Origin of the sequence: Neisseria meningitidis, from assembly GCF_022869645.1 — a bacterium.
GTDB lineage: Bacteria > Pseudomonadota > Gammaproteobacteria > Burkholderiales > Neisseriaceae > Neisseria > Neisseria meningitidis.
The window spans coordinates 2,135,862-2,154,765 of record NZ_CP064367.1 but is presented as its reverse complement, the minus strand read 5'-3'; the positions used below and the strand labels follow the sequence as shown (position 1 = coordinate 2,154,765).

The 18,904-nt window shown below is 52.1% G+C and carries 16 protein-coding genes and 3 pseudogenes; 11 read left to right on the top strand and 8 right to left on the bottom strand.

Annotation, left to right across the window (positions count from 1 at the left end; genetic code table 11):
• Positions 1-50: 50 nt before the first annotated feature.
• Both iscU and iscA read left to right on the top strand, forming a co-directional pair.
• Positions 51-437 (top strand): Fe-S cluster assembly scaffold IscU, encoded by a 387-nt coding sequence (iscU, locus tag IUJ45_RS10795; protein WP_002213175.1) that lies wholly within the window; start codon positions 51-53, stop codon positions 435-437.
• 86 nt (positions 438-523) lie between these two features.
• Positions 524-844, top strand: a complete 321-nt coding sequence (iscA, locus tag IUJ45_RS10790; RefSeq protein ID WP_002216984.1) for an iron-sulfur cluster assembly protein IscA — start codon at positions 524-526, stop codon at positions 842-844.
• On the opposite strand, the gene IUJ45_RS10785 is transcribed toward iscA, so the two are convergent.
• Complete coding sequence (locus IUJ45_RS10785; protein ID WP_002222321.1) at positions 804-1,025, bottom strand: alternative ribosome-rescue factor A; 222 nt, start codon at positions 1,023-1,025, stop codon at positions 804-806. The two genes, iscA and IUJ45_RS10785, sit on opposite strands and share 41 nt — an antisense overlap.
• 81 nt (positions 1,026-1,106) lie before the next feature.
• Between IUJ45_RS10785 and hscB the strand changes: the two genes are divergently transcribed.
• The 5 genes and pseudogenes from hscB to IUJ45_RS10760 form a co-directional block, all read left to right on the top strand.
• A complete protein-coding gene (hscB, locus tag IUJ45_RS10780) occupies positions 1,107-1,607 on the top strand; it encodes a Fe-S protein assembly co-chaperone HscB (protein WP_002235901.1) in 501 nt (166 codons plus the stop codon).
• A 97-nt stretch (positions 1,608-1,704) separates the two neighbouring features.
• Entirely contained in the window at positions 1,705-4,455 is a 2,751-nt protein-coding gene (gyrA, locus tag IUJ45_RS10775) for a DNA gyrase subunit A (protein WP_002245969.1), read from the top strand.
• Between the two features lie 156 nt (positions 4,456-4,611).
• Entirely contained in the window at positions 4,612-5,016 is a 405-nt protein-coding gene (locus IUJ45_RS10770; RefSeq protein ID WP_002237096.1) for a DDE transposase, read from the top strand.
• A 97-nt stretch (positions 5,017-5,113) separates the two neighbouring features.
• A pseudogene (locus tag IUJ45_RS10765) lies at positions 5,114-5,221 on the top strand (IS5/IS1182 family transposase); the annotation flags it as partial.
• 18 nt (positions 5,222-5,239) lie between these two features.
• Positions 5,240-5,715, top strand: a pseudogene (locus tag IUJ45_RS10760) (IS630 transposase-related protein); the annotation flags it as partial.
• Between the two features lie 345 nt (positions 5,716-6,060).
• Here the strand turns inward: IUJ45_RS10760 and IUJ45_RS10755 are convergent.
• The 6 genes from IUJ45_RS10755 to zwf form a co-directional block, all read right to left on the bottom strand.
• On the bottom strand, positions 6,061-6,612 hold the full coding sequence (locus IUJ45_RS10755) for a lysozyme inhibitor LprI family protein (RefSeq protein ID WP_010981215.1): 552 nt from the start codon (positions 6,610-6,612) through the stop codon (positions 6,061-6,063).
• Between the two features lie 13 nt (positions 6,613-6,625).
• Positions 6,626-8,272, bottom strand: a complete 1,647-nt coding sequence (gene pgi, locus IUJ45_RS10750) for a glucose-6-phosphate isomerase (protein ID WP_002245967.1) — start codon at positions 8,270-8,272, stop codon at positions 6,626-6,628.
• Between the two features lie 120 nt (positions 8,273-8,392).
• Positions 8,393-9,241 (bottom strand): DNA-binding transcriptional regulator HexR, encoded by an 849-nt coding sequence (gene hexR, locus IUJ45_RS10745; protein ID WP_002213148.1) that lies wholly within the window; start codon positions 9,239-9,241, stop codon positions 8,393-8,395.
• Between the two features lie 49 nt (positions 9,242-9,290).
• On the bottom strand, positions 9,291-10,277 hold the full coding sequence (locus IUJ45_RS10740; RefSeq protein ID WP_002249393.1) for a glucokinase: 987 nt from the start codon (positions 10,275-10,277) through the stop codon (positions 9,291-9,293).
• Positions 10,258-10,953: a 6-phosphogluconolactonase gene (gene pgl / locus IUJ45_RS10735; RefSeq protein ID WP_002213145.1), complete on the bottom strand. Its 696-nt coding sequence runs from the start codon at positions 10,951-10,953 to the stop codon at positions 10,258-10,260. The genes IUJ45_RS10740 and pgl overlap by 20 nt, the downstream gene beginning before the upstream one ends.
• Before the next feature lie 279 nt (positions 10,954-11,232).
• Complete coding sequence (gene zwf / locus IUJ45_RS10730; RefSeq protein WP_002246984.1) at positions 11,233-12,678, bottom strand: glucose-6-phosphate dehydrogenase; 1,446 nt, start codon at positions 12,676-12,678, stop codon at positions 11,233-11,235.
• 617 nt (positions 12,679-13,295) lie between these two features.
• Here zwf and edd point away from each other — a divergent pair.
• The 3 genes from edd (at position 13,296) to IUJ45_RS10715 (ending at position 16,195) form a co-directional block, all read left to right on the top strand.
• Entirely contained in the window at positions 13,296-15,131 is a 1,836-nt protein-coding gene (gene edd, locus IUJ45_RS10725; protein WP_002246988.1) for a phosphogluconate dehydratase, read from the top strand.
• A 180-nt stretch (positions 15,132-15,311) separates the two neighbouring features.
• Positions 15,312-15,950: a bifunctional 4-hydroxy-2-oxoglutarate aldolase/2-dehydro-3-deoxy-phosphogluconate aldolase gene (locus IUJ45_RS10720; RefSeq protein ID WP_002225133.1), complete on the top strand. Its 639-nt coding sequence runs from the start codon at positions 15,312-15,314 to the stop codon at positions 15,948-15,950.
• Positions 15,951-15,964: 14 nt separating this feature from the next.
• Positions 15,965-16,195 (top strand): hypothetical protein, encoded by a 231-nt coding sequence (locus IUJ45_RS10715; protein ID WP_153317799.1) that lies wholly within the window; start codon positions 15,965-15,967, stop codon positions 16,193-16,195.
• An 11-nt stretch (positions 16,196-16,206) separates the two neighbouring features.
• Here IUJ45_RS10715 and IUJ45_RS10710 read toward each other — a convergent pair.
• Positions 16,207-17,290 (bottom strand): annotated as a pseudogene (locus tag IUJ45_RS10710) (zinc-dependent alcohol dehydrogenase family protein).
• Between the two features lie 162 nt (positions 17,291-17,452).
• Here IUJ45_RS10710 and mutY point away from each other — a divergent pair.
• Positions 17,453-18,493, top strand: coding sequence for an A/G-specific adenine glycosylase (gene mutY, locus IUJ45_RS10705; RefSeq protein ID WP_002245965.1), 1,041 nt, complete (start codon positions 17,453-17,455; stop codon positions 18,491-18,493).
• The last annotated feature ends 411 nt before the right edge of the window (positions 18,494-18,904 follow it).

The following is an 18,904-nucleotide window of genomic DNA, read 5'->3' as shown; positions in this document are numbered from 1 at the left end:
AACCGGCAAACAAACCACTTAAATCATCAAAACATTAAGGAAACCACATCATGGCATACAGCGATAAAGTAATCGACCACTACGAAAATCCCCGCAACGTCGGTACTTTCGACAAAAACGACGAATCTGTCGGCACCGGCATGGTCGGCGCACCGGCCTGCGGCGACGTGATGCGCCTGCAAATCAAAGTGAACGATGAAGGCATCATCGAAGATGCGAAATTCAAAACTTACGGCTGCGGTTCCGCCATCGCTTCGTCCAGCCTGATTACCGAGTGGGTTAAAGGCAAAAGCCTGGATGACGCGCTGGCAATCAAAAACAGCGAAATCGCCGAGGAGTTGGAATTGCCGCCGGTAAAAATCCACTGCTCCATCTTGGCTGAAGATGCGGTAAAAGCGGCCGTTGCCGACTACCGCAAACGTCAGGAAAACAGATAAAGCCCTTCAGACGGCATCGTCCCGCAATGCCGTCCGAACCACCCGCCGCTTCAGGTCTGTCCGGGGCGATACAACAAGGAAGAAATATGATTACCCTTACCGAGAATGCCGCAAAACACATCAATGACTATCTCGCCAAACGCGGCAAAGGCTTGGGCGTACGCTTGGGTGTGAAAACCAGCGGCTGCTCGGGGATGGCGTACAACCTTGAATTTGTCGATGAAGCCGATGGCGACGACCTGATTTTTGAAGGACACGGCGCACGCATTTATATCGACCCGAAAAGCCTGGTTTATCTGGACGGCACACAAGTCGATTACACCAAAGAAGGTTTGCAGGAAGGTTTCAAATTTGAAAACCCCAATGTCAAAGACTCCTGCGGCTGCGGCGAAAGCTTCCATGTTTAAGACATAAAAATGGCGGGACAGTATCAAAACCGTCCCGCCATTTTTTCGCTTCCTGCCTGTTGTAGCTGCCTTTGCCTTTCCTTTTCCGTTCCACCTTGTGCCGGAACAAATCGGATTTCACTAAGGCTTTTAAAGCATTGTCGCGTATTTTGCCTTTATTGTGCTGCACTTTGCCGCCCATATTCAGTCCTTTCGTTTAAGAAGCTGCAGATTATAAGGCAAAAACAGTTTTCTGCCAAAATCTTACATTTATCATCCTACTATGTCCCAATATTTCACCCTCTTCCGGATTGAACCCGCTTTCGATATCGACACCGAAAACTTGGAACAAACCTACCGCGCCTTGGCCGCCCGTTTCCATCCCGATAAATTCGCTTCAGCTTCCGCCTTTGAGCAAAAGCAGGCAGTGATGATGTCTTCCACCATCAACGATGCCTACCGCACCTTGAAAAACCCTATCGACCGCGCCGCCTACCTGCTGAAAACATCGGGCATCGATGCCGACGCGCCGGAGCATACCTCTTTCGCCTCCGAATTCCTTATGCAGCAAATGGAATGGCGCGAAACGCTGATGGAGGCACGGGCGGGCAAAGACCTTGAATCCTTGAAAAATCTCGACAACGAAATCCGCGACGAACAAGAAAAACTGTTCTGCGGTCTGAAACAGTCGTTTGCCCGACAAGATTACGACACCGCCGCACAACAAGTCCGCCAAGGCAGGTTTCTCGACAAACTCCGCAACGAAATTTCCTCGGCATTATAATCCGCACCGTGTTTCAGACGGCGTAACCGCCGCACCGTTCCGCGTCAAAATATGCTAAAATAAGCAACAATTTTTTGCCATACGAAACATTGAAACCATGACCGACGCAACCATCCGCCACGACCACAAATTCGCCCTCGAAACCCTGCCGGTAAGCCTTGAAGACGAAATGCGCAAAAGCTATCTCGACTACGCCATGAGCGTCATTGTCGGGCGCGCGCTGCCGGACGTTCGCGACGGTCTCAAGCCGGTACACCGCCGCGTACTGTACGCGATGCACGAATTGAAAAACAACTGGAATGCCGCCTACAAAAAATCGGCGCGCATCGTCGGCGACGTCATCGGTAAATACCACCCCCACGGCGATACCGCCGTATACGACACCATCGTCCGTATGGCGCAAAATTTCGCTATGCGTTATGTGCTGATAGACGGACAGGGCAACTTCGGATCGGTGGACGGGCTTGCCGCCGCAGCCATGCGCTACACCGAAATCCGCATGGCGAAAATTTCCCACGAAATGCTGGCAGACATTGAGGAAGAAACCGTCAATTTCGGCCCGAACTACGACGGTAGCGAACACGAGCCGCTTGTACTGCCGACCCGTTTCCCCACACTGCTCGTCAACGGCTCGTCCGGCATCGCCGTCGGCATGGCGACCAATATCCCGCCGCACAACCTTTCCGATACCGTCAATGCCTGCCTGCGCCTGCTCGATGCACCCGACACCGAAATCGACGAACTGATCGACATTATCCAAGCCCCCGACTTCCCGACCGGGGCAACCATCTACGGCTTGAGCGGCGTGCGCGAAGGCTATAAAACAGGCCGCGGCCGCGTCATTATGCGCGGTAAGACCCATATCGAACCCATAGGCAAAAACGGCGAACGCGAAGCCATCGTTATCGACGAAATCCCCTATCAGGTCAACAAAGCCAAGCTGGTCGAGAAAATCGGCGATTTGGTTCGGGAAAAAACACTGGAAGGCATTTCCGAGCTCCGCGACGAATCCGACAAATCCGGTATGCGCGTCGTTATCGAGCTGAAACGCAACGAAAATGCCGAAGTCGTCTTAAACCAACTCTACAAACTGACTCCGCTGCAAGACAGTTTCGGCATCAATATGGTGGTTTTGGTCGACGGACAACCGCGCCTGTTGAACCTGAAACAGATTCTCTCCGAATTCCTGCGCCACCGCCGCGAAGTCGTTACCCGACGTACGCTTTTCCGGCTGAAGAAGGCACGCCATGAAGGGCATATTGCCGAAGGCAAAGCCGTCGCACTGTCCAATATCGATGAAATCATCAAGCTCATCAAAGAATCGCCCAACGCAGCCGAGGCCAAAGACAAACTGCTTGCGCACCCTTGGCGCAGCAGCCTCGTTGAAGAAATGCTGACGCGTTCCGGTCTGGATTTGGAAATGATGCGTCCGGAAGGATTGGCTGCAAACATCGGCTTGAAAGAACAAGGTTATTACCTGAGCGAGATTCAGGCAGATGCTATTTTACGCATGAGCCTGCGAAACCTGACCGGCCTCGATCAAGAAGAAATTGTCGAAAGCTACAAAAACCTGATGGGTAAAATCATCGACTTTGTGGATATCCTCTCCAAACCCGAACGCATTACCCAAATCATCCGCGACGAACTGGAAGAAATCAAAACCAACTATGGCGACGAACGCCGCAGCGAAATCAACCCGTTCGGTGGCGACATTGCCGATGAAGACCTGATTCCGCAACGCGAAATGGTCGTTACCCTGACACATGGCGGCTATATCAAAACCCAGCCGACCACCGACTATCAGGCGCAGCGTCGCGGCGGGCGCGGCAAACAGGCGGCTGCCACCAAAGACGAAGACTTTATCGAAACCCTGTTTGTTGCCAACACGCATGATTATTTGATGTGCTTTACCAATTTGGGCAAGTGTCATTGGATTAAGGTTTACAAACTGCCCGAAGGCGGACGCAACAGCCGCGGCCGTCCGATTAACAACGTCATCCAGTTGGAAGAAGGCGAAAAAGTCAGCGCGATTCTGGCAGTACGCGAGTTCCCCGAAGACCAATACGTCTTCTTCGCCACCGCGCAGGGACTGGTGAAAAAAGTCCAACTTTCCGCCTTTAAAAACGTCCGCGCCCAAGGCATTAAAGCCATCGCGCTCAAAGAAGGCGACTACCTCGTCGGCGCTGCGCAAACAGGCGGTGCGGACGACATCATGCTGTTCTCCAACTTAGGTAAAGCCATCCGCTTCAACGAATACTGGGAAAAATCCGGCAACGACGAAGCGGAAGATGCCGACATCGAAACCGAAATTTCAGACGGCATCGAAGATGAAACCGCCGACAGCGAAAACGCACTGCCGAGCGGCAAACACGGTGTTCGCCCGTCCGGTCGCGGCAGCGGCGGTTTGCGCGGTATGCGCCTGCCTGCCGACGGCAAAATCGTCAGCCTGATTACCTTCGCCCCTGAAACCGAAGAAAGCGGTTTGCAAGTTTTAACCGCCACCGCCAACGGATACGGAAAACGCACCCCGATTGCCGATTACAGCCGCAAAAACAAAGGCGGGCAAGGCAATATTGCCATTAACACCGGCGAGCGAAACGGCGATTTGGTCGCCGCAACCTTGGTCGGCGAAACCGACGATTTGATGCTGATTACCAGCGGCGGCGTACTTATCCGCACCAAAGTCGAACAAATCCGCGAAACCGGCCGCGCCGCAGCAGGCGTGAAACTGATTAACTTGGACGAAGGCGAAACCTTGGTATCGCTGGAACGTGTTGCCGAAGACGAATCCGAACTCTCCGACGCTTCTGTAATTTCCAATGTAACCGAACCGGAAGTCGAGAACTGAAAATCATCTCCCGATGCCGTCTGAAGATTCAGACGGCATTTATTTTATCCCTCATCCGTCATCCAGCTTCTCACAATATAGCGGATTATAGTCAATTAAAAACAAGGGGCTGTCCTAGATAACTAGGGAAATTCAAATTAAGTTAGAGTTGCCCCTATGAGAAAAAGTCGTCTAAGCCGGTATAAACAAAATAAACTCATTGAACTGTTTGTCGCAGGTGTAACTGCAAGAACGGCAGCAGAGTTAGTAGGCGTTAATAAAAATACCGCAGCCTATTATTTTCATCGTTTACGATTACTTATTTATCAAAACAGTCCGCATTTGGAAATGTTTGACGGCAAAGTAGAAGCAGATGAAAGTTATTTTGCTGAACGACAAAACCATATCAATGGAATTGGGAACTTTTGGAACCGGGCAAAACGTCATTTACGCAAGTTTGACGGCATTCCCAAAGCGCATTTTGAGCTGTATTTAAAGGGGTACGAACGGCGTTTTAACAACAGTGAGATAAAAGTTCAAATTTCCATTTTAAAACAATTAGTAAAATCGAGTTTATCCTAGTTATCTAGGACAGCCCCAAAAACAAAATAGTACAATACTCAACTTTGAAGGTCTAACCATGGCATACTCTGCGGACTTAAGAAACAAAGCTTTAAACTATAGTGGATTAAATTTAAATCAGGACAAGGCGACGAAGCCGCAGATAGTACAAATAGTACGGCAAGGTGAGGCAACACCGTACTGGTTTAAATTTAATCCACTATATTACGAACAATGCAAAAACATCAGCCAAACCGCAGCAACGTTTAACTTGTCAAGAAACACGCTTTACCTGTGAATTCGCCTTAAAAAACAAACAGGCAGCCTAAAACATCAAGTTACCGGTCTAAATGCCGTCAAATCGGATAGGCAAAAACCGGCTCAATATGTTGGGCAACACCAGGATGCCTATCTGCATGAAATCGCCAAACATTTTGATTGTACGGCAGCCACCATTTGCTATGCACTCAAACAGATGGGGATAACGCGCAAAAAAAGACCACCACTTACAAAGAACAAGACCCGGCCAAAGTAACGCATTATTTGACACAGCTGGCCGAATTTTCCGACTACCAACGTGTTTATTTGGATGAAACAGGATTTGACCGCTACCTGTTCCGTCCCTATGCCCGCAGCCTGAAAGGGCAAATAGTGAAAGCGCAGATAAGTGGAAAAAGATATAGTGGATTAACAAAAATCAGGACAAGGCGACGAAGCCGCAGACAGTACAAATAGTACGGAACCGATTCACTTGGTGCTTCAGCACCTTAGAGAATCGTTCTCTTTGAGCTAAGGCGAGCCAACGCTGTATCGGTTTAAATTTAATTCACTATAAAAACGACAAAAACGCAAAAGCCGCCGACATTCCCGCATCCAAGTTTCAGTCAATCAGATAACCTTGGATTTCTTTGGTTTTCGCATTGATTTCTCTGGTACGGCAGTCAGATTGTGCCACGCCGTATTCGTCGCCGTCGGCGCATTTGGCATTCAAACCGTTTTGTCAGTTGCGGTACTCGGGCATAACGGTTTCGGCAATATCGGCGGGCACTGCCTGAACCGCGCTGTTCAGAGCCGCTTTGGCAGTTCTTTCTTGTCCGCTTCCCTGGCCATTTCGTCGAGAAGGGCTTTTTTACGGTTGTGCAGCTCTTCCAAGCGTGCTTCGGTTTCCGCCGTTTTGCATGCCAGTTCGCTGAATTTTATGCCGTTTGGCGTTTCACCTTCAGCTTTCGCATTGTTGGCACAGATTTTATCCATCCCGCTTTTCCATGTTTTCTGTGAGGCTTGCAGCTTATTCTGTACGGTTTGAGGCAATCCTTTCCAGAACTGCTCGAACTCGCTGCGCGACAGCTTGTAGCGTTCTTCCCATTCGGATACGCGGTCGACTTCCTGCTCCCGACCCAATGCCTCCTGCGCCGCCGCTTCTTCTGCCGCTTCAAGTTCTTCGTTCCTTTGTTTCGCTTTGTCCAACGGCTCTTTAATCAGTGCCATAGCTGCGGAACATATATGTTTAAATTTATGCAAACCATCATATCGGGATTGCACACGCTCTGCAAGTTTACCGACGGTTTTCCTGTTCGATAAAAATGCCGTCTGAAACGGTCGGCGTTCAGACGGCATTTTTCCGCAGGTTTTATTTGCGGTTGGTCTGCAGGTAGAGGTTGATCAGGCGTTCGGTCGAGCTGTCGTGCTTTTGCGACCCGGTTTCGCCGGTCAGTTCGCCCAAAATGGTTTTAGCCAGTTGTTTGCCGAGTTCCACGCCCCACTGGTCGAAGCTGTTGATGCCCCAAATGATGCCTTGTACGAAGGTTTTGTGTTCGTACATGGCAATCAGGCTGCCCATATTGCGCGGGTTGACCTTGTCCATGAGAATGAGGTTGGTCGGGCGGTTGCCGGAGAAGGTTTTGTGCGGGACCAGCTCTTCGATGCGCGCCTCATCCATACCCTGCGCTTTGAGTTCGGCGCGGACTTCGTCGGGGGTTTTGCCGCGCATAAAGGCTTCTGCTTGGGCGAAGACGTTGGCAAGCAGGATTTCGTGGTGTCCGGGCAGGTTGCTGCGTTTTTCAAGCGAGGCAATCAGGTCGATGGGGGTAATGTGCGTGCCTTGGTGCAGCAGTTGGAAAAAGGCGTGCTGGCCGTTAATGCCCGTTTCGCCCCAGATAATCGGCGAGGTTTCGTGTCCGACTGCTTTGCCGTCCAACGTAACCTGTTTGCCGTTACTTTCCATATCGAGCTGCTGGATGAATTTGGGCAGGCGGTGCAAATGTTGGTCGTAAGGCGCGATGACGTGGCTGCCGCCGCCGTAGTAGTTGATATACCAGATGCCGATGAGGGCGAGAATGACGGGCAGGTTGCGCTCGAGCGGTGTGTTGATGAAGTGTTGGTCCATCAGGTGCGCGCCGTTGAGCATTTCAATGAAGTTTTCTTCGCCGAGATACAGCATAATCGGCAATCCGATGGCGGACCACAGGCTGTACCGACCGCCGACCCAATCCCAAAATTCAAACATATTGGCGGTGTCGATGCCGAATTCGGCGACGGCTTTTTGATTGGTGGAAACGGCGGCGAAGTGTTTGGCAACGGCTTCTTCGTCGCCCGCATGATTCAAAAACCATTCGCGCGCGGTCAGCGCGTTGGTCAGCGTTTCCTGCGTGGTAAATGTTTTGGAGGCGATGATGAACAGCGTGGTTTCGGGGTGGACTTTGGACAATACGTCGCGCAGTTGCGAGCCGTCCACGTTGGAGACGAAGTGCATATTGAGGCGCGGATGACCGAAAGGTTTGAGCGCGGTACACATCATCAGCGGGCCCAAATCCGATCCGCCGATGCCGATGTTGACAACGTCGGTAATGACTTGGTTGGTATAGCCCAGCCAGCTTCCGCTGCGGACTTCGTGTGCAAATTCGCCCATACGTTGCAAAACGCGGTTGACTTTGGGCATCACATCTTCACCGTCAACCACAATCGGCGAATTGGTGCGGTTGCGAAGGGCGACGTGGAGGACGGCGCGGTTTTCCGTCGTATTGATTTTTTTGCCGTGGAACATCTGCCGCATCCGCTCCGGCACGCCGGCTTCATGCGCCAACTCGAACAAAAGCGACATGGTTTCGTCGTTGATGCGGTTTTTGGAGTAGTCCAGCGTCAGTCCGCCGACCTGCAGCCAGTAGCGTTCCGCACGCTGCGGATCTTGCTCAAACATTTCGCGCATATGCAATGTTTTGCTGTCGTCAAAGTGGTTCCACAATTTCGACCATGCGGGTAAGTCGTGAAGGTGTTTCATCTATATGCTCCTGAATGAGGTTTTTTGTTGTGGGATGAAAAGGCTGCCGGAAACTGCCGCAAGCCGCCGACGACCGTTGTTCGGCATTTCAGACGGCATTTGTGGGATACCGTCTGAAGGTCAATCTTTGTCGTAATCGATGTGCTTGTTGTGTATGCTTTTTTTGCTTTTCTGCAATTGCAGGCTGGCAGCATCGCCCAAGCGCAGGGCAAGTCCGATGGCGAGAATGTCGATGACGGCAAGCTGCAAGAGGCGGGAAACCATGGGCGTGTAGAGTTCGGCATTTTCCTGTGTGGCAACGCTCAACACGCAGTCGGCAAGTTGCGCCAGAGGCGAATCGTTGCGGGTCAGTGCGATGACAGACGCGCCGTTTTCTTTGGCGATGCTGACCGCATCCAAAAGTTCGATAGACGAACCCGTGTTGGAAATGGCAACCAAAACATCCTGATCGCTCAAAACAGATGCCGCCATCAGCTGCGTGTGCGTATCGACATAGGCGACGGTGGACATGCCGAAACGGAAAAATTTATGCTGCGCGTCCTGTGCCACAATGCCGGAATTGCCGACACCGTAAAACTCGACGCGACGGGCGTGCATCAGCGTGGCAATGGCGTTTTCCAGCTCCGACTCTTTCAGGAAGCGGCGTTCGCCCAACAGCGAGGCGGCGGCATTGCCCAACACTTTCTCGACCACGCTTGCCATATCGTCGTCGGCGTTGAGTTCTTCGTGGACATAGGGCATACCCTCATGACCGATGCTGGCGGACAAGGCGAGCTTGAACTCGGGCAGCCCTTTATAACCCAAGCTGCGGCAGAATCGGATGACGGTCGGCTGGCTGACGGACGCACGTTCGGCAATTTCGGCAACGGCGGCATGGACGAACCATTTGGGTTCCGCCAATGCACATTCGGCGACTTTGCGTTCCGCACCGGAAAGGTTTGCCAGTGATTCGCTGATTTTGCTTAACATAATGATATGCCCTTCGATAATGCAGCCCCGCTGCAAGGAGCCGCTGTGGTTAAACGTTTCTCAAATGGTTGTCGAGAACCGCAGCCGCACCGGAAATTCCGGGAAACTCGCTCAAGACGACATACACGGGAATCGCGGCAAGATATGCTTCAAACCTGCCCTTGTTCTCGAAACGGCTGCGGAACGGGGAAGTTTTGAAATATTCCAACACGCGGGGAATAATGCCGCCGCACAGGTACACGCCGCCGCGCGCGCCCAGCGTCAGGGCGAGGTTGGAAGCAACCGTGCCGAGCATGGCGCAGAAGATGTCCAAAGTCTGACGGCACAAAGGCGACGCGCCGCTCAAAGCCTTTTCCGTGATTTCAGACGGCATCAGTTTGGCGGGTTTGGCTTTCTGTTTTGCAGCCAAAGCCTCGTAAACCAAGCTCAAGCCCGCGCCGCTCAAAAAGCGTTCGGCGGAAACATGGCCGTATTTGTTTTTGGCGTACTGCCAAATCAGCACTTCCATATCGTCAAACGGCGGGAAACTGGTATGCCCGCCCTCGCCCGCCAAAGCCACCCAGCCTGCGTGGCTGTGCACCAATCCGCTCACGCCCAGGCCGGTACCGGGGCCGATAACGGCTTTGGGGGCAAATTCGACAGGCTTTTGCCCGCCTACCTGCATCAGGTCTTTGCTTGAAGTCTGCGTTACCGCCAATGCCTGCGCGGTAAAGTCGTTCAAAAGGATGAGGGTGTCCAGCCCCAAAGTCTGACGGGTGGTTTCGATGGAAAACGCCCAATGGTGGTTGGTCATCTGCACCCAGTCGCCCAAAATCGGGTTGGCGATGGCAAATGCCGCGTGCCGTACGGCTGTTGCACCGCTTTGATTCAGATAGGCACGCACCGCATCGGTAACCGTATCGTAGTCTTTACACGGAAGCACGGCGGCTTTTTCAATGACGCGCGGCGCGGTTTCCAGCGCAAAGCGTGCATTCGTCCCGCCGATATCGGCGACCAGTCGGGGATATCCGGCTTGTTTATTCGGCGTAGAAGACATGGCAGTTCACTCCTTGATGGTTCAAAACGAGGTTGATCGGATATTCGCGGTTTTCGCCTTGTGCGGCTTGGTCGAACACGGCTTTTTTCTCTTCGCCCCGTATCGCCAAAAACACATGCCCCGTATGGGCAATCGCATCCAAGGTCATACTGACGCGCTCGTGCGGCGCGGTAACGGGCGTGGTATGCACCAGCGCGACACCTGCCGAACCGTCGATTGCCGTCTGAAACTGCGGAGCTTTCGGGAAAATCGAAGCCGTATGCCCGTCGTTTCCCATACCCAAAACCAAAACATCGGGCTGTTTGTAATGTTTCAGTGCATAATCGACAACAGCATCGGGATGTAATTCGGTTTCAGTTTTTCCGTCTTCCACCATAGGAATCCACATTGCCGCTTCCGCTTTGTTCTTCAACAGGTATTCGCGCACCAAACCGGTATTGCTGTCGGCGTGGACGGTCGGCACGATGCGTTCATCTGCCAAGGTGATGCCGACGTTTTTCCAATCCAAATCTTTTTGCGACAGGGCGTTGAAAAATGCAATCGGCGAACGTCCGCCGGAAACTGCCAACACCGCACCGCCCTTCTCGTCCAGTGCGCCCTGCAAAGCATCCGCCACTGCGTCAGCCAAAGACTGCGCCGCTTCTGCCGCATTTTCGTATTCGTGCCAAACAAACATATTTGTGTCCTTTTTTTATTTCAGACGGCATATTCCGTTATGGAAACGGGTTGAGCAATATGTCGGCCGAACAGTTGTTTATGCTTTTGATACCAAATATCGGGACTGCTTTTTATAGTGGATTAAATTTAAACCAGTACAGCGTTGCCTCGCCTTGCCGTACTATTTGTACTGTCTGCGGCTTCGTCGCCTTGTCCTGATTTTTGTTAATCCACTATACTGCTTTACTTACGTTCAGACGGCATTTCAAACCCCATGCCGTCTGAACGCATTATTGTATTACTGCTCTTCGTGCCACTTGTGTCCGTCGCGCGCCAATAGTTCGCGCGCGGCTTCAGGCCCCCACGAGTGTGCGCCGTAGCCGTGCGGCGGCGTGGTGTTATTTGTCCAGTTTTCCAAAATCGGCATCACATATTCCCACGCGGCTTCAAGTTCGTCGCGGCGGTTAAACAAAGCGAGTTTGCCGTTAATCACATCCAGCAGCAGGCGCTCGTAAGCTTCCGCGCGGCGGCTTTCCAATGCTTTGCCCAAATCGGTTGCCAGCGGCACGGTTTCGACCTTATTTCCTGCCCCCGGGGTTTTCATCTGCGTATAGAGGCGCACGGATTCATATGGTTGCAACTCGATAACGAGCCGGTTGGGCGCGGTGCGGCTGCCTTCAAAAATATGGCTGTTCAAATCTTTGAAGTTCAAAACGATTTCCGCCACTTTGCCCGCCATGCGCTTGCCGGTACGCAGGTAGAAGGGAACGCCCTTCCAGCGTTCGTTTTCGATTTCGGCTTTAATGGCGACGTAGGTTTCGGTAAAGCTGTCTTGCAGAACGTTGATTTCTTCAAGATAGCCGTTCATGCCTTTGGCGGCGGTATATTGTCCGCGCACGACGTTTTCATTGACAGATTCGACGGTCAGCGGCTTCAATGACTTGATGACTTTGACTTTTTCATCGCGCACCGCGTCGGCATCCAAGCTGGCGGGGGCTTCCATCGCAGTCATGCACAACATCTGCATCAAATGGTTTTGCACCATATCGCGCAACGCGCCGGTAATGTCGTAAAACTCACCGCGCTCTTCCACACCGAGCTGTTCGGCGATGGTCAACTGCACGCTTTCGATATATTTATTGTTCCACAGCGGCTCGAACATTACATTGGCAAAACGCAGCGCAAGCAGGTTTTGCAGGCTTTCTTTGCCAAGGTAGTGGTCGATGCGGTAAATTTGCCCTTCTTTGAAATAACGCGCAACATCAGTATTGATTTGTTGGGAAGAAGCCAAGTCCGTACCCAACGGTTTTTCCAAAACCACGCGCACGTTGTCGGCATTCAAACCGATCGCAGCAAGGTTCTCGCAGGCTTGCGCAAAGAATTTCGGCGCAGTTGAGAGGTAGATCACGACATTTTCAGTATTCTTGCGCGCTTTGACCAAATCGCCCAAAGCAGCAAAATCGTCCGGCTGCGTAACATCGACTTTGAGATATGCGAGACGTTCGACAAACGATGCCCAAGCCTCATCGGAAAAATTTTCTTTCACATGGATTTTGGAACTGGTTTCCACCTTCGCCAGAAAACCTTCGGTATCCAATTCGCTGCGGCTCACACCCAAAATACGACCTTCGGGATGAAGCAAACCGGCCACGTGCGCCTGATACAGGCAGGGCAAAAGTTTGCGCATTGCCAAATCGCCGGTCGCACCGAACAACACCAAATCAAAATTTGTTTGTGTACTCATCGCATTATCTCGTCAGGAAAGAATTTTTCGATGCCGTCTGAAACCTGTTTTCCCCATCACGCTGCATCGCAATATCGGAAACAAAGGCAGGCGGCATAATGAGTAGTAATACTACACACCGCTACACTTTTTGTCTATTCCCATTTTTACAATTTATTTGACCTAGTCCAAAAATCGGGCAGGTTTCCCCTATTCCGTTACAACAATCGAAAGATTCTGCGATTTAAATCAAATTTCTTTTCGATGTCTGATTTTTTTTGTAACAAAATTACAAATTTTGTACTATAATAACACCCGCTTCCCACTTTCAGACGGTATACCTTTTAAAATATAGTGGATTAACAAAAATCAGGACAAGGCGACGAAGCCGCAGACAGTACAGATAGTACGGAACCGATTCACTTGGTGCTTCAGCACCTTAGAGAATCGTTCTCTTTGAGCTAAGGCGAGGCAACGCCGTACTGGTTTAAAGTTAATCCACTATAGTGAGGTTTTCAGACGACCCCTTGTAAGGTTTGAAAGGTCGTCTGAAACGCCAAATGCCCCACACCCAATACAAAAAATCAGAAACGCACAAACAAATCCCCAATACCCCCCGTTCCGACAGGAGACCGACCGTGAACACTACTCCTATCCACTCCAAACTCGCCGAAATCACCGGGCGCATTATTGAACGCAGCCGTCCGACGCGTGAAAAATATCTGGCGAAAATCCACAGTGCCAAACAAATGGGACGCTTAGAGCGCAACCAGCTCGGCTGCTCCAACTTGGCGCACGGCTATGCCTCTATGCCCAAAAGCATCAAAATCGAAATGCTCCAGGAAACCGTCCCCAACTTAGGCATCATCACCGCCTACAACGACATGGTTTCCGCACACCAGCCGTTTAAAGACTTCCCCGACCAAATTAAAGACGAAGCGCAGAAAAACGGCGCGACCGCCCAAGTCGCCGGCGGCACACCCGCCATGTGCGACGGCATCACGCAAGGCTACGCCGGTATGGAATTGTCGCTGTTTTCCCGCGACGTGATCGCCATGAGTACCGCTATCGGTCTGTCGCATCAAATGTTTGACGGCAGCCTGTTTATGGGCGTATGCGACAAAATCGTGCCGGGTTTGATGATAGGCGCGCTTTCGTTCGGTCATATTCCGGGTATCTTCGTCCCCGCAGGCCCGATGTCCAGCGGCATCGGCAACAAAGAAAAAGCCCGCACCCGCCAGCTTTTCGCCGAAGGCAAAGTCGGACGAGACGAACTTTTGAAAAGCGAAATGGGTTCTTACCACAGCCCGGGCACCTGCACTTTCTACGGCACGGCAAACTCCAACCAAATGATGATGGAAATGATGGGCGTACACCTGCCTGCCGCCGCCTTCGTCCACCCTTACACCGACCTGCGTGAAGCCCTGACCCGCTATGCCGCCGGACACCTCGCGCGCGGCATCAAAAACGGCACGATTAAACCATTGGGTGAAATGTTGACCGAAAAATCTTTCATCAACGCCCTAATCGGCCTGATGGCAACCGGCGGCTCAACCAACCACACCATGCACCTCGTTGCCATGGCACGCGCCGCCGGCGTGATTTTGAACTGGGACGACTTTGACGAAATTTCTTCCATCATCCCATTGCTGATCCGTGTGTACCCCAACGGCAAAGCCGACGTAAACCACTTTACCGCTGCCGGCGGCCTACCTTTCGTTATCCGCGAATTGCTGAATGCAGGCCTGTTGCACGACGATGTCGATACCATCGTCGGACACGGTATGCGCCACTACACCAAAGAGCCTTTCCTCATCGACGGCAAACTCGAATGGCGCGAAGCCCCCGAAACCAGCGGCAACGACGACATCCTGCGCAAAGCTGACAACCCGTTCTCCCCCGACGGCGGTCTGCGCCTGATGAAAGGCAACATCGGACGCGGCGTGATTAAAGTGTCCGCCGTGCGCGAAGGCTGCCGCATTATTGAAGCGCCTGCCATCGTGTTCAACGACCAACGCGAAGTATTGGCTGCGTTTGAACGCGGCGAGTTGGAACGCGATTTCGTCTGCGTCGTCCGCTACCAAGGCCCGCGCGCCAACGGTATGCCCGAATTGCACAAACTGACCCCGCCTTTGGGCATCCTGCAAGACCGCGGCTTCAAAGTGGCACTGCTGACCGACGGTCGTATGTCCGGCGCATCCGGCAAAGTTCCGGCCTCCATCCACATGACGCCCGAAGCCCTGATGGGCGGCAACATCGCCAAAATCCGTACCGGCGACCTGATCCGCTTCGACTCCGTTAGCGGCGAACTCAACGTCCTGATTAACGAAACCGAATGGAATGCCCGCGAAGTCGAAAGCATCGACTTGGGCGCGAACCAACAAGGCTGCGGCCGCGAACTCTTCGCCAACTTCCGCAGCATGACCAGCAGCGCGGAAACCGGTGCCATGAGTTTCGGCGGCGAATTTGCCTGATGCGCGTTTCAGACGGCCTTTTCAGACCGAAGGCCGTCTGAAAAATTATTCAAGCGTTTTAAGATAGACGTAGGTTGGATTCTCGAATCCGACACAGCCGTCCAAGATGTCGGTTTCTTGAATCCGACCTACAACCTGTCCCATCTTAATAAAATACCCCATTCCACCCGGAGAACCGAAATGTCCAAACTGACCCCCCGCGAAATTTTGACCGCCGGCGCAGTTGTGCCGGTAATGGCGATTGACGACTTAAGCACCGCCATCGATTTGTCCCACGCCCTTGTCGAAGGCGGCATCCCTACCCTCGAAATCACCCTGCGCACCCCTGTCGGCCTCGATGCCATCCGCCTGATTGCCAAAGAAGTGCCCAACGCCATCGTCGGCGCAGGTACGGTAACCAATCCCGAACAGCTCAAAGCCGTCGAAGACGCAGGCGCGGTTTTCGCCATCAGCCCGGGGCTGCATGAATCCCTCGCCAAAGCCGGCCACAACAGCGGCATCCCCCTGATTCCCGGTGTTGCCACCCCGGGCGAAATCCAACTGGCTTTGGAACACGGCATCGACACCCTCAAACTCTTCCCCGCCGAAGTCGTCGGCGGCAAAGCCATGCTCAAAGCCCTGTACGGCCCTTACGCCGATGTTCGCTTCTGCCCGACAGGCGGCATCAGCCTCGCCACCGCGCCCGAGTACTTGGCACTGCCCAACGTCCTGTGCGTCGGCGGCTCTTGGCTGACACCGAAAGAAGCCGTGAAAAACAAAGACTGGGACACCATCACCCGCCTCGCCAAAGAAGCGGCGGCGTTGAAACCCAAAGCCTGATTCGCATCGTAAAAATGCCGTCTGAAAAACCTTTCCCGTTTCAGACGGCATTTTGCCGATTGAGGGCACAGTCGGCATACACGGCAGCACTGATCAGACATACCGCCCCTAAAATGCCCATCCGCCTTCCGCATAATAAAAATAACGTTCAGTTCATTCGACAGCAGCCGGACAGCCCATACTACGCGGCTGAAAAAATGCCGTCTGAAACGCATTCAGACGGCATCCGCTTAAAAAACAACTGATTCAACGCCGATTAATCCGCTTCCAAAACCACTTTCATCGCTTGATTTTCGGCGGCGTGTTTGAACACGTCGTAGGCTTTTTCCAATTCGCTGAATTTGAAACGGTGGGTCAACATTTTGGTGTAATCGACGGAGCTGCTGGAAATTGCCTTCATCAGCATTTCGGTGGTATTGGCGTTTACCAGGCCGGTAGTGATGGCAAGCTTTTTAATCCACAGTTTTTCCAGTTTGAAATCAACGGATTGACCGTGTACGCCGACAACGGCGATATGGCCGCCGGGTTTCACAATGTCTTGGCACATATTCCAAGTTGCAGGGATACCGACGGCTTCGATCGCGCAGTCCACGCCGTCTTCGCCGACGATAGCGGCAACTTGCTTGCTTACATCGCCGGAAGCAGGGTTAATGGTATGGGTTGCGCCCAACTCTTTCGCCAGTTTCAAACGGTTTTCGTCCATATCGCAAACAATGATGGCGGCGGGGCTGTACAGTTGGGCGGTCGGCAAGGCGGACATACCGACAGGAGCGGCACCTGCGATGAATACGGTGTCGCCGGGTTTGACATCGCCGTATTGCACGCCGATTTCGTGTGCGGTCGGCAAAGCGTCGCTCAACAACAGGGCGACTTCTTCGTTGACGTTGTCGGGCAGCGGCACGAGGCTGTTGTCGGCATAAGGCGTGCGGACGTATTCTGCCTGCGTGCGGACGTATTCTGCCTGCGTGCGGACGTATTCTGCCTGCGTGCCGTCAATCATGTAGCCCAAAATCCAGCCGCCGTTGCGGCAATGCGAATAAAGTTGGATTTTGCAGTTGTCGCAAGTACAGCATTTGCTGACGCATGAAATAATGACTTTATCGCCGACTTTGATGTTTTTTACAGCCTCGCCGACTTCTTCTACAATACCGATGCCTTCATGACCGAGAATACGGCCGTCGGCGACTTCGGGTTTTTTTGCCTTTCCAAATACCCAAATCGGTACCGCAAATCGTGGTTTTGACGATTTTCACCACCGCATCGGTCGGATCGATAATCTGCGGACGGGGTTTTTCTTCAAAACGGATGTCGTTTGCGCCGTGATAAACCATTGCTTTCATGCTGATACTCCTTGCTTGTTGATAAATAATTTCAATACCGCAATAAAGTTTCCTTATATGAGTTATATGCCCCTACAAAAAATAAGTCAATAAGAATTATTTTCACAATGTTATACAATAACATACTGTTTTAAATATAAATAAAACCACCGATTGATATTAATGAACACACCCATCCCCTTCTCCGAACGGCTCATCCGCTGGCAAAAACAACACGGTCGCCACCACCTCCCTTGGCAGGTCAAAAACCCTTATTGCGTCTGGCTTTCCGAAATCATGCTCCAGCAAACGCAGGTCGCCACCGTGTTGGACTACTATCCGCGTTTCTTAGAAAAATTCCCGACCGTTCAGACGCTTGCCGCCGCGCCGCAAGACGAAGTGTTGTCGTTGTGGGCGGGCTTGGGCTATTACAGCCGCGCGCGCAACCTGCACAAAGCCGCGCAACAAGTCGTCGAACAATTCGGCGGCACGTTTCCGTCGGAGCGCAAAGACTTGGAAACCCTCTGCGGCGTAGGCAGAAGCACCGCCGCCGCCATTTGCGCCTTCTCCTTCAACCGCCGCGAAACCATTTTGGACGGCAACGTCAAACGCGTACTCTGCCGCGTGTTCGCCCGCGACGGCAATCCGCAGGACAAAAAATTTGAAAACTCGCTCTGGACACTTGCCGAAAGCCTGCTGCCGTCTGAAAACGCCGATATGCCTGCCTATACACAAGGTTTGATGGATTTGGGCGCGACCGTGTGCAAACGGACGAAACCCTTGTGCCACCAATGCCCGATGGCGGACATCTGCGAAGCGAAAAAGCAAAACCGCACCGCCGAGCTGCCGCGCAAAAAAACCGCCGCCGAAGTACCGACCCTGCCGCTTTACTGGCTGATTGTCCGCAACCGGGACGGCGCGATTTTGCTGGAAAAACGCCCCGCCAAAGGCATTTGGGGCGGGCTGTATTGCGTGCCGTGTTTTGAAAGTTTGAACGGGCTTTCCGACTTTGCCGCCAAATTCTCCCTGACCATGGCAGATATGGACGAACAAACCGCCCTGACCCACCGCCTGACGCACCGGCTGCTATTGATTACGCCCTTTGAAGCACAAATGCCGTCTGAAAGCCCTTCAGACGGCATTTGGATAAAGCCGGCGCATTTGAAAGATTACGGTTTGCCCAAGCCTTTGGAAATTTATTTAAACGGTAATAGGTTAGAATAAACAAAATAAACCCATTGAACTGTTGTTTGCAGGTATCGCAGCAAGAACAACCGATGAATTTGGGTCGTATTTTAGGCGGCGGGATAATGTTCAAATGGGACATTTGGAACGGAAGAAGTCGGCAATTTAAAAAGGATTTAAAAAGCAAAGAAGGTCAAAAACATGAACACAAACTTAAATGACAAAGACAAAGCCATGGATACCGCAATCAGGTTTCAGAAAAGGATGAGGATTCCGAAATTTTTCTTTTTAATTCTCGGAATCACAATGGTTTTGGCATTTATCCAAGACGTGATAACGGGTTCTAATTTTCTGCAAATAACAATTAATGTAAAATTTTCGTAAAAATTTATCGGCTTTTAAAACAAAATTGACTAAAATAGTCGCGAGTTTTTACTGCAATAAAGGAGA